Origin of the sequence: Sediminibacterium goheungense, assembly GCF_004361915.1 — a bacterium.
Taxonomy (GTDB): Bacteria; Bacteroidota; Bacteroidia; order Chitinophagales; family Chitinophagaceae; genus Sediminibacterium; species Sediminibacterium goheungense.
The window spans coordinates 235,032-250,319 of sequence record NZ_SNWP01000012.1; the positions used below are offsets into that span (position 1 = coordinate 235,032).

The 15,288-nt window shown below is 40.9% G+C and carries 13 protein-coding genes; 4 read left to right on the forward strand and 9 right to left on the reverse strand.

Going from position 1 to position 15,288, the window contains the following annotated elements:
- The first annotated feature begins 68 nt into the window (after window positions 1-68).
- The gene (locus BC659_RS13560) at window positions 69-569 is read left to right on the forward strand and encodes an Lrp/AsnC family transcriptional regulator (RefSeq protein WP_133475336.1); all 501 of its coding nucleotides are present in this window, start codon (window positions 69-71) and stop codon (window positions 567-569) included.
- 102 nt (window positions 570-671) lie between these two features.
- Here BC659_RS13560 and BC659_RS13565 read toward each other — a convergent pair whose 3' ends face one another.
- From BC659_RS13565 to BC659_RS13600, 8 genes are all read right to left on the reverse strand, one after another.
- Window positions 672-1,007, reverse strand: coding sequence for a potassium transporter KefB (locus tag BC659_RS13565; protein WP_133475337.1), 336 nt, complete (start codon window positions 1,005-1,007; stop codon window positions 672-674).
- A 76-nt stretch (window positions 1,008-1,083) separates the two neighbouring features.
- Window positions 1,084-2,379, reverse strand: coding sequence for an erythromycin esterase family protein (locus BC659_RS13570; RefSeq protein WP_211340787.1), 1,296 nt, complete (start codon window positions 2,377-2,379; stop codon window positions 1,084-1,086).
- Window positions 2,380-2,458: 79 nt separating this feature from the next.
- A complete protein-coding gene (locus BC659_RS13575; RefSeq protein WP_133475339.1) occupies window positions 2,459-3,052 on the reverse strand; it encodes a response regulator transcription factor in 594 nt (197 codons plus the stop codon).
- Between the two features lie 8 nt (window positions 3,053-3,060).
- Window positions 3,061-5,217 (reverse strand): histidine kinase dimerization/phosphoacceptor domain -containing protein, encoded by a 2,157-nt coding sequence (locus tag BC659_RS13580; protein ID WP_162847439.1) that lies wholly within the window; start codon window positions 5,215-5,217, stop codon window positions 3,061-3,063.
- Between the two features lie 205 nt (window positions 5,218-5,422).
- Complete coding sequence (locus BC659_RS13585; protein WP_133475341.1) at window positions 5,423-5,920, reverse strand: GNAT family N-acetyltransferase; 498 nt, start codon at window positions 5,918-5,920, stop codon at window positions 5,423-5,425.
- A 10-nt stretch (window positions 5,921-5,930) separates the two neighbouring features.
- Window positions 5,931-6,563: a phosphatase PAP2 family protein gene (locus tag BC659_RS13590; RefSeq protein WP_133475342.1), complete on the reverse strand. Its 633-nt coding sequence runs from the start codon at window positions 6,561-6,563 to the stop codon at window positions 5,931-5,933.
- 10 nt (window positions 6,564-6,573) lie between these two features.
- Entirely contained in the window at window positions 6,574-9,204 is a 2,631-nt protein-coding gene (locus BC659_RS13595) for a valine--tRNA ligase (RefSeq protein ID WP_133475343.1), read from the reverse strand.
- A 118-nt stretch (window positions 9,205-9,322) separates the two neighbouring features.
- On the reverse strand, window positions 9,323-9,568 hold the full coding sequence (locus tag BC659_RS13600) for a hypothetical protein (RefSeq protein ID WP_133475344.1): 246 nt from the start codon (window positions 9,566-9,568) through the stop codon (window positions 9,323-9,325).
- A gap of 515 nt (window positions 9,569-10,083) precedes the next feature.
- Between BC659_RS13600 and BC659_RS13605 the strand changes: the two genes are divergently transcribed.
- The 3 genes from BC659_RS13605 (at window position 10,084) to BC659_RS13615 (ending at window position 14,528) form a co-directional block, all read left to right on the forward strand.
- The gene (locus BC659_RS13605; protein WP_133475345.1) at window positions 10,084-11,397 is read left to right on the forward strand and encodes an exonuclease domain-containing protein; all 1,314 of its coding nucleotides are present in this window, start codon (window positions 10,084-10,086) and stop codon (window positions 11,395-11,397) included.
- A 223-nt stretch (window positions 11,398-11,620) separates the two neighbouring features.
- Window positions 11,621-13,867 (forward strand): Tex family protein, encoded by a 2,247-nt coding sequence (locus tag BC659_RS13610; RefSeq protein WP_133475346.1) that lies wholly within the window; start codon window positions 11,621-11,623, stop codon window positions 13,865-13,867.
- Between the two features lie 124 nt (window positions 13,868-13,991).
- On the forward strand, window positions 13,992-14,528 hold the full coding sequence (locus tag BC659_RS13615) for a DsrE family protein (protein WP_133475347.1): 537 nt from the start codon (window positions 13,992-13,994) through the stop codon (window positions 14,526-14,528).
- A 62-nt stretch (window positions 14,529-14,590) separates the two neighbouring features.
- On the opposite strand, the gene BC659_RS13620 is transcribed toward BC659_RS13615, so the two are convergent.
- Complete coding sequence (locus BC659_RS13620) at window positions 14,591-15,238, reverse strand: class I SAM-dependent methyltransferase (protein ID WP_133475348.1); 648 nt, start codon at window positions 15,236-15,238, stop codon at window positions 14,591-14,593.
- Between the last annotated feature and the right edge of the window lie 50 nt (window positions 15,239-15,288).

The window sequence follows — 15,288 nt, forward strand, 5'->3', positions numbered from 1 at the left end:
ATTATTAAATTATTTTGGAATAAAATAGCATAAATTATGTATTTTACAGAATATATAAGCTAAAACAAATGGCAAAAACACGTTCTACAGCCGATTCCACTACCACAGGCCTCCACTTAGATGAAAAAGACCTGGCCATTCTCCGGGTTTTACAGCAGAATGCACGGGCCACTGTGAAAGAAATAGCTGATAAAGTGCTGTTAAGTACCACACCTGTACATGAGCGTATCAAAAGGATGGAAGAAGACGGTATTATCCGGCAGTACGCCACTTTGCTTGATCACGCCAAAGTGAAGAAAGGATTGATGGTCATCTGTTATGTGTCACTAAAACAACACAACCGGAATGCGGGTGAGCGGTTCATCAAAAGTATTCTTGAAATGAATGAAGTCATTGAATGCTACAATATCTCAGGTGAATTTGATTTCATGCTGAAAGTTGTAGCTGAAAATATGGATGATTACTACAATTTTCACGTCAATAAACTCAGTCAGGCCGAAAACCTCGGTCATGTCCAGAGTGTATTTGTAATGGGGGTCATTAAGCAGACCCATGTGTTGGTACATTAATAAACAACGATATAAGCTAATTGTATCAGGCGTCAGATGATATCTGAGGTCTTTTACGGAAACCGTCTATCCTGGGGCTGATACTTTATGCTATAAAGTCATTTAATTCCACAACGTTCCATCCAGTCCCACTACCATTCCCAGCCACAATGCAATAAGATGGCCGATGATGCCAAGCAGGGTAATTAGTATTTTGTTCCAGCCTTTTTCATAACGGTATTTATCCAGAAAGTGAAAACAGAGACCAGCTCCGGCAACCGCTAAAGGAACAATCACCAGTGGTCTTATCATCCAGTGTTTAGGCCAGGAAGGATCAGGGTTTTTCACCATCAATAAAAAGAAGCTGATGACTGCAAGACCTAAACCTGCTCCTAGTAGCACGCGATGTAATAAGTGACCGGGATAAGTAGTCGGGTTGATTTTTTCAGAAGTTAACATAAAGATGTTTTTAAAAGTACTTTGAATTACAAAGTAAATGTATAAAATGTAATTTTCAAAAAAAAGAGGAAAGAATTCAGGGGGCAATTGTTTTACATCCTTTTATTTTTCTAATAAAGAATATCCCATTAAAAGCTTTTTGCCAGGGGTAGTAGGCATTTCTATGTTGATTGGCTGGGAGAGAGCCTTTCATATAAAAAGAAAGGTTTTGCTTATGATGATTGTTCCAGTTATGCCAGTCTGTAAAGGCATAATCCCATTTAGCGGGAATATGCGTTTCAAAACTTTTTTTGGTGGGCGATTCTGCAATTGTGAAAAGGTCGGGACGTGTTGTCCATGAAGAAGTAGCTTCATAAGAAGTAAATCCGATTGCGTAGTATTTGTTCGGGTTAACAGTAGTATCGCCTAATAGATGTCCAAGCATGGTATCAGCTGGTTCCTTTTTATCAATCATCCTTTTCGCTATATGAGCATTATGAGCCCATACAATCATTTTTTCATTAGGATATTTGTGTGTTAATAACCATAGCAGATTTTCAAACATTTGCCGGTCACGTATTGTATAGTTTCTTTCTTTTTGCTGAAGCAGAAATGGAAGAATATTGCGATAAGCCGACAGTACATTATCTATAATTACTTTTTCCTCAGGTGATAGACTTTTTACATTAGCATTTGCATCAATTAATTGTTCCAATGCATATTTTCCTTTTTTGCATGAGGAAGTATCTGCCTTCTTACCATCGAAAAATATACTATTCAAATTTTCGACCACTAATGCTGCTAGATATTTTTCTTCTTTTGTAACTGAAATTTTTTCTAATGCTTTTACTAGGGCTGGTTTCAGGTAAGTAAATGAATAGGGTGTTTGTATCTGACAATCCATACCAGCTAATATAATTGGAGATGGAGTTGATTGCGTTTGATAGATATAATCATACAGAAAAGGAGCTGCACCGTCGCACCACGACCACATACCGGCCAGGTTATGGTAAATAAACCTGCGTAGGCTATCTTTCGTTTTTGGTATTTTTTCAAATCCGTTTGTAAGTCCGAAATAGTCTGATTCAAAGACTACCACATTAAATCCTTTTTTTTCATGTAGGTATCTGATTATTCTACCTTTTGCCTCAAAACTGCTACCATCTCCGTGCATTTGTTCTCCCAGCGATACAATTCTTGCATCTCCGATGGCATCGCCTATTGCTTCCAGATCAGTAAAATCAGTATCGTTAATCCGGATACTTGAAATCTGCCTTGCATTTTGTTGTACATATTTCAGAATTTTTTGTGCATGTAAAGGACAGTGGTTGAAAACTGAACAAATCGACACAATGAAGAAAACAATTATTATGTAGTTTTTACGGATAAGCATATAATATTTGATAACACCGGACCCATATATTGAATTTGCAGGATAATGAACCATGGCATTTTTAAGTTAAGGTATAGATTTATGAAATCCATCCCTGCTTGTGGGCCAGGGCAACTAGTTCTGCACTGCTTTGTGCGTCATATTTATTCATGAGGTTTTTCCTATGCGTGTTTACGGTGTGAACACTGAGAAAAAGCTGATCGGCAATTTCAGCAGAGCTTTTGCCCGAAGCAATGAGTTCCAGTATTTCCAGTTCCCTTTTTCCCGGTAAGGCAAGCCTGGTTTTTTGTGGGAGTTTTGTATAGAATCTTTCTATGGCAAGCTTTACGGCAACGGTTAGTTGTGCCGGTATGAAGGGTTTGAGTAGGTAAGCTTCGAAGTCGGTTGTGGCAGCTTCAGAAAGGGTAGCTTCATCTGAATAGGCCGTAAGGTATAAAAAGGGAACAGGTTCAAGAGCTGTTATGGCTTTTGCCGTTTCAATACCATTGAGCTTCCCCTTAATATGGATATCGCAAATAATCAGATTGGGTTTTGTTTCTTTAAATAGCGTGATGGCCGTGGTAGACCTATCGGCAATACCTGCAATATGATAACCCTGCTGTTCCAGTACAGCGGCAATGTTTTCTGCAACTACTAACTCATCTTCTATGATCAATATCTTCATTTCTGTCATACAGGAAGCTATTGGGCAGTATGGAATGATATATTAAATACGGATCCCTTATTAATTGAAATATCCATGGTTGCTCCCAATTGCTGTACAAAAGTACGGATCAGTTTTAAACCAAAAGAGGCGGATGAAACAGCCGACAGGTTAATACCTTTTCCATTATCTCGTACCGTTAAGGAGACGGTTCCATCATTTGTATCCTCCGTAAGTTCAATGGTTAATAAAGGATTTTCTACCTGCACAAAAGCATGTTTGAAAGCATTGGTAATGAGTTCGTTTATAATGAGGGCCAATGGTGTGGCCAGATCTACATCCATATTTTTGGAACGTAATGCAATACGGGTTTGCACAATCGACTTATCGTAACCAAAGCTATTTGCCAGCATGAAGGAAAGTGAAGTAATATATTCTTCTATGTTGATGGCCCGAAGGTTCTCATCCATATACATTTTCTGGTGAAGCAGGCTCATGGCTTCCACTCTTGCTTTACCTTCTTCTATAGCAGACCGCGCATTCGAATCGGTAAGTTTAAGCGATTGTAAATTCAGCACACTGCCAATAACCTGAAGATTATTTTTTACCCGGTGGTGCAGTTCCCTGAGCAAGGTTTCAATTCGTTGGTTTTTCTGTGCCAGTTCAAGTGCCGTTTTCTTTTTCTGGCGATAACTTCTATACATGGCAATGGCTGTAACAGATAACAGACCTATCACAGCAACCGATGTCCATAACCTGAGCTTGGTTTCTTTTAACTGCAAGTCTTTCAACTCTTTCTCCTTGGCTGCCAGTGCAAGAGCATCTTCTCTTTTACTGATTTCAAATTCAGATTGAAGCTTATTGATTTTTAATTCGGTTTCAGCATTACTATTTTCGCCTCCAAATGCCAGGTATTCATTCCTGAAACGGCGGGCATTATCCATTTCACCGGTTTCCTCGTATACTTTACTTAACAGATAGTCGGTGTATCTTTTGGTTCCTTTGTCTACGGTTTTGGATTGTAAAGCATAGCTTTTTAATAAATAATCTTCTGCTTTTGCAAACTGTCTGATATTAAGATGTGCTGATGCAAGTGCGTTGTATGCCCTGGATATTTCAGTTGCCTGTTTTTTTGGATCATAAATTGCTATGGCCCGTTGGTAATAATCAATGGCCAGTAAATGATTTTCTTTGGTGCTGGCAATATCCCCTAGATCAATGTAGCTGGCAGCAATTGCCGACGAGTCTTTAATAGAAGTGGCAATATTCAGTCGTAAGGCACTATAGCTGGATGCAGAATCAAATTCCTTCAACCTGATAAAACACCTGGCAATATTACCCAGTATCGACATTTTCACGACAGGCTGTAATATGTTCTGCTGTAAACCAAAAGCTTTCTTATAATAACTGAGGCTTTCTGAAGTGTTATTCAATGAGCTGTAAGTATTACCTGCCGCCAGGTATAGATTGGGAAGTGTAGATTTGTCCTGTAATCTCTCGGCCATTTTAATCGACCTGAGTATCTGATCCAGGGAGGCAACTTTGTCGCCGGCCATCCTGGATGCGTTAGACATAGCAGCCAGTATTCTTTGTTTACTTATTTCGTCATTTATTTTCTCAGCCAAATCATATGCCATTTCATAGTCGTCTGTAGCCCGGTCAATTTCCTTCATCTGCATAAAAATATTGCCACGGGTGATAAAGATATTCGCCATGATCCTGTTGTCCAGATCCGCTCTTTTGCCGGCATCAAGGGCTTCATTGGCAGACAAGAGGGCTTTCTGCATTTCCATAGATCTTACATAGCCTGGTATTAAATTCAAAGAAGCTTCAGCAATGCCTCTCTGATAATTATTTTTTTTGGCTAGCGTATAGCTGAGCGAATCAAACTGATAAGCAAGACTCAGGTTGTTTTTCCTGCGATACATATTGGCCAGTGCACACATGGCATCTGTTTGGCCATTTTCATTATTGCCTTCACGATAAATGGTTAAAGCTTCCTGCGTAAAAGCCATGGACTGATCTGGCTGTCTTGGAAATTCAATTCTTGCCAACTGGAGCAGGAGTGCAGCCCTTTGCTCTCCTCTGGCTGTTTTTAATTGTTCGTATAAAGCGGTAGCATTATCAGGTCGCTGAACCTGTGCATTGGATTGTGAATTACTTAATAATATGAAAAGCAGCAGTATTTTTCTCATGCAGAACACTTTCATAATTAGATGTAATATAAGACAGTCTGCATATTTACGAAAAGTTGTTTAACGTAGTTTTATAGTTCAGTCTGCATACAGCCGAATAGCTACTTATTTTAACCTGTAAAGATCTGTCTGGTAAGGCTTGCAATCATCTGTTATAGTTCAATTTGGATTCATAGGATGAGTCTCCGGTTATGTAATCAGGTGCTTACACAGATTTCGACATAATATAATCATCCATAATGAAGCCTTTCCCAATATCAAGTCGGTATTCTTTTTCAATACTGAACCCCATTTTATGGTAAAAATCTTTCGCCTTATTTTCCTTATTTACCTGTAAAAATAAACGGGTATGTTGTTGCGATCGTGTATAGTGTACGACTTCTTCCAAAAGAGCCTTTCCTGCCCCCGTTTTCTGCACTGTGGGAAGAATATATAGCTTGTTAAGTTTACAACCTTCTTCTCCTTCATTCGAAACCGAAGCAAATCCAACAGGCTGCTGGTTATATTCTGCAATAAAAAATTGATGCCCTTTTGCAATCTGCTCAAGTAAAGCGGCATCACTGTAGATCATATCCAACATATACCTGATTTGTTCTGCTGAAATGATATTCCCATAAGCTACGGGCCAGGTTTCTTCGGCAATTTCACGTATCAGGGCAATATCATCCGGTACGGCGGTTCTTATTACCAATGCGCTTTGCATGTTTACAGTATTACTTTTTGTGAAAGAGTTTTTTATTCAGCCAATGTGAGGCATAGGCACTGCCAATACCGGTTGCAGCACCCATCAGTACATCTGAAGGGTAATGCTGTCCAAGGTACAATCGTGAATAGGCTACACTGGTGCTCCAGAGATAAGCCGGTAGGGTTATGTACCATTTTTTATATTGAATAGATAAAGAAGCCGCTGTTGCAAAGCTTACAGATACATGCCCCGAAGGGAAAGCGTATCCATTGTCAGGTTTATCCGGATAAATATCTGCATACACATTCGCAGGTCTATCACGCTTCACCAATTGCTTCATGATACTGGTGGTAGCAGCTGATATAAAAATGCTGGCACCTATTTCAATAGCTTTTTGCTTGCTATTCTTATCATGGTTTATCAAAGCGGCTGTCATAATACCGGCAGGTATGAGTACGCTGATGGGTTTGGCCGTAGTGGAAATGCCATCCCATACCGTTCCCGCAGGATGCATAGGGTTGATGTTTCGAAGCAAATTTAACTCCCATGATGCTTGTCCATATAATATTTGTGTACCCGCAAAGCACATGACTATACACAACAAAAGCCATTTTTTGCGTATGGCTTTTGTTGTGTTGGTAATATTCTTCCACTTTTTCATGTAACTGTTCTTATAGGTTGGCCAAACTTTCTTCTATGTTTTTGATCCTGGCTTCCGCATCGGCCATTTTTTTGCGTTCCAGTTCAACTACTTCTGGTTTTGCATTTTGTACAAAACGTTCATTGCTCAATTTCTTCATTACACTGTCGCGGAAATTTTTCTGGTAATCAAGGTCTTTCAGCAGTTCTGCTTTAAGAGCTGAGGTATCCAGTTGTTTTTCTGTTTCAATAAAAAACTTGTCTTTTTCCACGGCCACTACAATCATATTGGTGGTGACAGCTATTTCAAAATCAATACTCTCTGCATTGGCCTGTTTGGAAAGAATACCGATAATATTTCTGTAAGGAACCTGATCAGCGGTTTCAATATGCAGCTTAATCGGGTCCTTGGGTTTGATTTGGTTTTTGTTACGGGCATCACGAAGTGCAGAAATTACTTTTTTGAGTAATTCTCCCGCCTCAAGAATATCACTATTAATGGTGCCAACAGGAGATTGCTGCTTGATGCAAAGGTCTGTTGACTGCGCCTTTAATAACTGATAAATCTCTTCACTGATAAAGGGCATGAAGGGATGGAGCAGCTGCATCATTTCTTCAAAGTACGCAACGGTTTTTTCGTATACTTCGGCATCAACGGGTTGCTCAAAACCAGGTTTGGCCCACTCGAGGTACCAGCTGCAGAAGTCGTCCCATATCAAAGAATATAAGGTCTTCAATGCTTCACTCAGTCGAAACTGCTGCATCAGTGTTTCTACTTCCTGTTTTGCTTGATTAAGGCGCGATGCAAACCATTCCGTAGCAAAAGAAGAAGGCTGTTTATGTTGTGCAGCAGATGCTGTTTTTTCAATACGTGATTCCCAGCTCTTGATCAGTTTGAGGGCATTCCATAGTTTGTTGTTGAAATTGCGGCCCTGTTCCAAAGCCGTATCATCAAATAAAATATCATTACCGGCCGGTGAAGCGATGAGGATACCAAAACGAACGGCATCTGCGCCATACTGATCAATCAGCGCCAATAAATCTGGTGAATTGCCAAGGCTCTTACTCATTTTACGGCCCTGCTTATCCCTTACAATACCTGTGAAATACACATTTTTGAAAGGAATCTGTTTCATGTATTCCTCACCCGCCATAATCATCCTCGCCACCCAGAAGAAAATAATTTCAGGGGCTGTTACCAATGTATTAGTCGGGTAATAATATTTTACTTCTGCATTACCCGGATCCGATAATCCTTTGAATACTTCAAAGGGCCAGAGCCAGCTGGAGAACCAGGTATCGAGGCAATCATCATCCTGACAGAGATCGTCAATGGTGAATGGTGAATGGTCAATGGAGTTGAGTTGTGAAAAAGCTTCTTCTTTTGTGGCAGCTACCGCATAGCGTCCGTCGGGGGCATACCATGCGGGAATGCGATGGCCCCACCAAAGCTGCCGGCTGATGCACCAATCTTTGATATTCTCCATCCAGTGGCGATAGAGGTTTTTAAACTTGGCAGGGTGAAACTGGATTTCTTCATTCATAACAGCATTCAGGGCAGGCACTGCCAGTTCTTTCATACTAACCCACCATTGCAGACTCAGACGCGGTTCTACAACCGCATCCGTTCTTTCACTAAAACCTACCTGATTGGTATAGTCTTCAATTTTTACAATATGCCCTTTTGTATCCAGTTCAGGTACAATTTTTTTACGCACTTCAAAACGGTCTTCACCAATATATAACTGTGCGGCCTCACTCATGGTGCCGTCATCATTCATGGTATCGATTACCTCGAGGTTATATTTCTGCCCCAGTTGGTAATCATTCATATCATGTGCAGGCGTAACCTTCAGCGCACCTGTACCAAAATCAGTCGTAACATATTCATCGGCGATGATAGGAATACGTCGACCGATTAAAGGCACAATAGCGTATTTACCATGAAATGCTTTATAGCGTTCGTCATCCGGATTTACACAGATGGCAGTATCTCCTAAAATGGTTTCAGGGCGTACAGTTGCAATGGTAATGTATTCGTCAGTTTCTGCAATCTGATAACGTATATAATAGAGCTTGCTCTGGACTTCTTTATAAATCACCTCTTCATCACTCAATGCGGTTTTGGCCTTCACATCCCAGTTAATCATGCGTTTACCGCGGTAAATCAGTCCTTTCTTATGCAGATCTACAAATACCTGTATTACCGACTGATAATAAGCTTCATCCATCGTAAAAGAAGTACGGTTCCAATCGAGGCTGCAGCCCATTTTCTTTAACTGCTGCAGAATAATGCCGCCATATTTTTCTTTCCATTCCCATGCATAACCCAGAAATTCTTCACGGCCGATAGCTGATTTAGCAATGCCTCTTTCGCGTAACATGGCAACCACTTTTGCTTCGGTGGCAATCGATGCATGGTCGGTGCCAGGTACCCAACAGGCATTTTTTCCCTGCATGCGTGCACGACGTACCAGGATATCCTGAATGGTATTGTTCAGGCAATGGCCCATATGCAATACGCCGGTAACATTGGGGGGAGGTATCACCACCGTAAACGATTCCCTTTCATCGGGGGTGCTGTTGAAATAACCTTTTTGTAACCAATGTGCATACCATTTGGTTTCAATATCTCCGGGTATATAATTCTTGCTCAATTCCATGCCTGATCCTGTTTTTTACGGGTTGCAAACTTACGAAAAACCGGGGGCAGAACAGAATAGGTATAAAAAAACCACGCAGGCGTGGTTTGGGGTATAGGGTAGGGTGTTATTCAGGTAACTACCAAACATGAACCGCTTCGTTCCATTCCAGCAAAGAAATGGCTGCTGGTGTCTGGTAGCGAACAGGTTTCTCATCCGTTGCATCTGTGTTAGTGCCTGCAACCAGTGCCTTCTTTTTCTGTATGCTCATAGAGGTACAGCAACTGGCAATTTTTTTACCGGTATTCTTACAAAAACTACGGATCTGGGTACCACTACAGGCGGTAAAAGCTATTAGCAGGCAGATCAGCAAAATATTCTTCATGTCAGTTGTTTTCTGGTGCAAAACTAAACCTGTATCTGGTAATAACAGGTTAATCATTGTTAATTATACCTAACGTTTATTAAGACTTTAGGTTACAGTTTTTGCAGAACTTTTTTTATAGGTCGACAACCGGCGGGAAATATTACAATTCAGGGAGGCATTTTCAGACAAAAAACTCCGTAATACAGCACAGGTATTACGGAGTTCATCATAAAAAGTTACTGAGCATCACTCTCAGGCACGACCTTTCCACTCTAAATAGGAAATAACAACCACTACAACCAGAATAAGGGCTACGATAGCGGCATTCCGTGCGTTTTCACTCAGGTGAAACTGTGATTTTGTGTTAGACATGGCAAGCAGGTTTGGGTACGTAAAAAGGTTTACGGTCTTTCAGGAGGATATTTGTGTCATGAACGGATAACCAGGCTGGCGATAAATTCCGAGGCTAAGGGGGGTAATTAATTCTTTGTTTGTAAGATATGAAATTATTGCCGAATTTACAAGCCTTATTTATGCAGTTTGCAATTGTAGATATTGAAACCACCGGAGGCTTTCCAGATCAGCATGGGATGACGGAAATCGCGATCGTTTTACACAATGGAGCGGAAGTTGAGGGGAAATATGAAACGCTCATCAATCCACATCAGCCTATTCCACCTTATATCGCCAATATGACGGGGATTTCAGATAAAATGGTGTCGGCGGCGCCCTCTTTTTCAGCTGTGGCACCACAAATCTTTAACCTCCTCAAAGACAGGGTTTTTGTGGCCCATAATGTGAACTTTGACTATTCTTTTGTGAAGTATCATTTGCAACAGGCAGGTTATCAATTGAATGTATCAAAGCTTTGTACCATCCGGCTATCACGAAAGGTATTTCCCGGTTTCAAAAAATACGGGTTAGGCCATCTTTGCCGTGAACTGGATATTCAAATTACCAACCGGCACAGAGCGGGTGGCGATGCCCTTGCTACAGCACAGATACTGGATCTGGTTTTACAGAATAACGGTATGCGGCTGATTAAAGAACTGCTCAAAAGAGATAATCATAGCCAGACCCTCCCGGCACACCTCCCTGAACAACAGGTGCAAAACCTGCCTCAGTTACCGGGTGTTTATTATTTCCATGATCAGAAAGATAAAGTAATCTATGTAGGCAAGGCAAAGAACCTCAAGAAAAGAGTACTTAGTCATTTTACCGGACTGGATCTCAGTAAAAAAAGGCAGGAGCTACTTCGTACTGTACACAGGATATCACATGTGGAATGTCCTACAGAATTTGTTGCCTCTCTTTTTGAAAGTGTTGAAATCAAAAGACTCTGGCCCGCGCATAATAAAAGCCAGAAACGGTTTGAGCAGGTATGGGGTATTTTTATGTTCGAAGATAATCGGGGGTACCTCCGGCTGGCCATCGATAAAAAAAGAAAATATTTACAGCCCATTATGTCCTTCGCTTTGTTAACAGATGCGCACAGGATGTTATGGAAACTGGTGAAAAATTTCGAATTGAATGCTGCGCTCTGTTTCCTGGATCTGACAACCCAAAATGAATGGCCGGAAGTAGACAGTTACAACGAAAAAATAAAGCAGGCCGTTCAATGGACACTGGAGCAAAAGGAGACCTTTATTATCCGTGATAAAAGCGCCTGTGTACTGGTGGAAAACGGGGTGTTTTACGGGATGGGTACTCCGGATGAAGATATCTCACTGGCAGAACTGGATCTGCTGAAGGAGCAACTGACCTCTTATCCGGAAAATGAAGTCATCCGGTCCATGATCCGCAATTTTACAGAACGTTATCCCGCTAAAGTGATCAAAATTGCTTAGATAGTCCTTCCTTCTTTCGTCAGGATGACGGAAAGACCGGAAGCTGGAAAGTTCGGGAGAAATACCGAAGCAAAAATGATCTTCGGAATTTTGGTCTATCCGGCTTCCGATCATCCTGACGAAGGAAGGACGGACTTCCGCAAACTCTTATCCACATCTTTTTTTTAACCCCCTTTTTCCTGCTACATTCGCTGCCCTTAAAAACTTTAAAAGGAAATCGGATATGTCGAATTTTGCACCATTGGTTGCTGCTAAACTGAACCTGCGGGTAGTACAGGTAGAAGCAGTATTGGATTTGTTTGAGGAAGGCGCAACAATCCCATTTATTGCGCGATACAGAAAGGATAAAACCGGAGGACTCGACGAGGTACAGATACAACAGATACAGGATGAGGCGAAGTTTTTAAAAGAGTTTACGGAACGGAAAAGCTTTATCGAAAAAGCGATTACTGAGCAGGGTAAGATGACCGAGGATCTGCAGAAGAAAATAGATGCAGCTGCTACCATTGCTGCACTGGAAGATATTTATCTGCCCTATAAACCCAAAAGAAAAACAAAGGCACAAACAGCCAGAGAAAATGGACTGGAACCTTTGGCCGAAATGATGCTTGCCCAGCAGCCCGATGATATTGCTGTAGAAGCTGCTAAATACATAAATGATAAAATCAGCTCAGCAGAAGAAGCTTTACAGGGTGCAAGAGATATTATTGCTGAACTTGTTAATGAGAATGCCGACCTCCGTGCCAAAATGCGCAAACTGTTTGAAGATACGGCACTGATACAGAGTAAAGTATTAACCGATAAAGAAACAGAGGGCATTAAATACAAAGATTATTTTGATTTTTCTGAACCCATACATAAAATACCCTCGCACCGTATACTGGCCATTTTACGAGGCTTTCTCGAAGGTATCCTGCGAATGAGTATTGCGCCACAGGAAGAAGATGCACTATACCTGTTAGAACAACAGTACATAAAAGGCATGAACCCATGGTCCGAGCATCTTAAAAAAGCCATTCGTGATGCATACCGGAGGCTAATGCAACCCAGTCTTGAATCAGAATTCAGAACCGCACTTAAACAGAAAGCTGATGAGGAAGCCATAACTGTGTTTGCGGAAAACCTGCGTCAGTTATTGTTGAGTGCACCTTTGGGAAGAAAAAGCATTCTTGCCATCGATCCGGGTTACCGAACCGGATGTAAAGTGGTATGTCTTGATAACAAAGGTGATTTACAGACTACTGATCTGATTTATGTGCACGAGAATAACCGCATATATGAAAGTGAGCATAAAATAAAAAAACTGGTGGCGCAGTTTGCTATAGAAGCCATTGCCATCGGCGACGGAACTGCGGGCCGGGAAACGGAACAGTTTATTAAAAAATTAAACCTGGGCTTGCCTGTCTTCCTGGTAAATGAAGATGGTGCTTCTGTGTATTCAGCCTCAGAAACCGCAAGAGAAGAATTTCCGGATTATGATGTCACAGTTAGGGGGTCTGTAAGTATCGGAAGAAGACTGATGGATCCACTTGCTGAACTGGTGAAAATTGATCCGAAAAGTATTGGTGTAGGTCAATACCAACACGATGTGAATCAGTTCCGTTTGAAAGAAAGATTGGATCAAACTGTTGTAAGTTGTGTAAATACAGTAGGGGTTAACCTCAATACAGCAAGCAAACACCTCCTGGCTTATGTAAGTGGTATCGGAGGAAGCATGGCCGATAATATTGTTCGGTTCAGGACTGAACTGGGTGGTTTTAAAGACAGGTCGCAACTATTAAAAGTGCCGCGTCTGGGTTCAAAGGCATTTGAACAATGTGCAGGTTTTCTTCGCATAAAAGATGGTGCCAATCCACTGGATGCCAGTGCGGTTCACCCGGAAGCGTACCCCATTGTAGAAAAGATGGCAGCTGATTTAGAGGTTGACGTTAAGGAACTGATCGGAAATGAATCATTGGTAGCTAAAATCGATGCTAAAAAATATGTAACTGAACAGTTTGGTGAACTGACACTCCGTGATATTCTGAATGAATTAAAAAAGCCGGGACTTGATCCCCGTAACGAACTGGAGCAGTTTGAATTTGCACAGATCTATAAAATTGAAGATGTTCAGGTAGGTATGATTGTACCGGGTATGGTAACCAATCTCACCCGTTTTGGCGCATTTATTGATATAGGCGTAAAGCAGGATGGACTTGTGCATGTGAGTGAAATCGCTCATCGCTATATCAGTGATCCTGGCGAAGCTTTAAAACTGGGACAGAAAGTGCAGGTGAAAATTCTGGAAGTGGATATACCACGTAAGCGTATCGCCCTTTCTATCAAACAAACTGAAGAAGCCTCAGGAGAGCGGCAGCAGGGTAACAGGTCTTCGAAACCTAAAGGAATGATGCCAAAAAAGGCAGAGGACCTTTCGGCGATGAGTGTAAATGATGCGTTACATGCACTTAAAAAGAAATTCGGGAAATAGTATTTTCAATTTTCGGTAGCATACATGCATCCATATGCAGTTTTGCAAAGAAAGGGGGGGGAGATGATGAATGGTAATGCGAAGTAAAGAACTTATAATATCTTGTAAGCGCTAAATCACTATCATGAAAAAGATTGTATTATTCATTCTTACAGTTGTTGCTGTTTCATTTTCCCAGGCACAGGATAACAAAGTAAACCCGATTATCAAAGACTTTGGTCCGGTATACGAAATTCCGGATGCGGTTGAAAAACCAGATCCAAAACTCAATTATAAGTTACTGGTAGACCTTGTAATGGCCAGCAGTAAACCTGATACCATTAACCTGGGTATTGAAGCAGCCTGTACATTATTGAACTTACATGGTGTAGGAGGTGTGCCTAAAGAAAAAATCAATATGGTAATGGCTGTGCACAATGCAGCAGGTTATACCGTTTTAAATAATGAAGCCTATCGTGCAAGGTATAAAACCGACAACCCCAATCTCCCGATGATTCAAGCATTATTGGATGCAGGGGTGAAAATTGTGGTTTGTGGACAAACACTTAAAAAAAGAGGAATTGATCCATCTACGCTTGCACCGGGTATAGGCGTGGCAACTTCTGCACTAACGACCATTACAACGTATCAGTTAAAAGGATATGCTACGATTAAGTGGTAAGTATCTTCGCCGGAAATAAAAATAAAAAGCCTGTTCATGTTTTGTATGAACAGGCTTTTTGATTAAAACTTTTTTGCAATCAAAATATAGTAATTGAAAATACCTGCATTTTTAAATAAAATGCTTTTCTGGAGCTGAAATCCTGTATCACGCAGCAGTTGCTCATATTCCTGAATACTTAACTGAACTGGGTGTAACATATCACCAGGTAGCCATTGGAATATTTTTTTCAATAAAAAAAATCGATGCGCATCTGTTGAAAGAATAAGGGTGCCGCCACTTTTCAATGCATCAAATAAACGATGATAACATGTTTTGATATCATTTACATGGTTAATGGCATTCATACAGAAAATACGATCGTATTTTTCAGCATCTGTCAATAATTCAAGGGGCGTTTGTACAAATGATGTCCATGGATATGCTTTCTTATTGAAATGGGGCAGGTTATTATACAAGTCGAGCAGTGGATCAAGTGCTACTACAGCATGTTTTTCCAGGGCCATAAAAATGCCTGCCGGACCACATCCTGCATCAAGAATCGTTTCATGGTCGGCTAGCTGGCAGCTGTCTTGTAAAGTATCCAGCATACGAAGCCAGTATGCTTTTTTATATTGTAAATAGGCGGTAGGATCTTTTTTTCGGAGATAACGTTTCCACCACGCATATTCCAGTTTCTGTGCCAATTGCCACTTGATATTCTTTTTCATGCCTGCCTAAATTAGTACCAAAATAACATAAACCAATCATTGCTGGTATC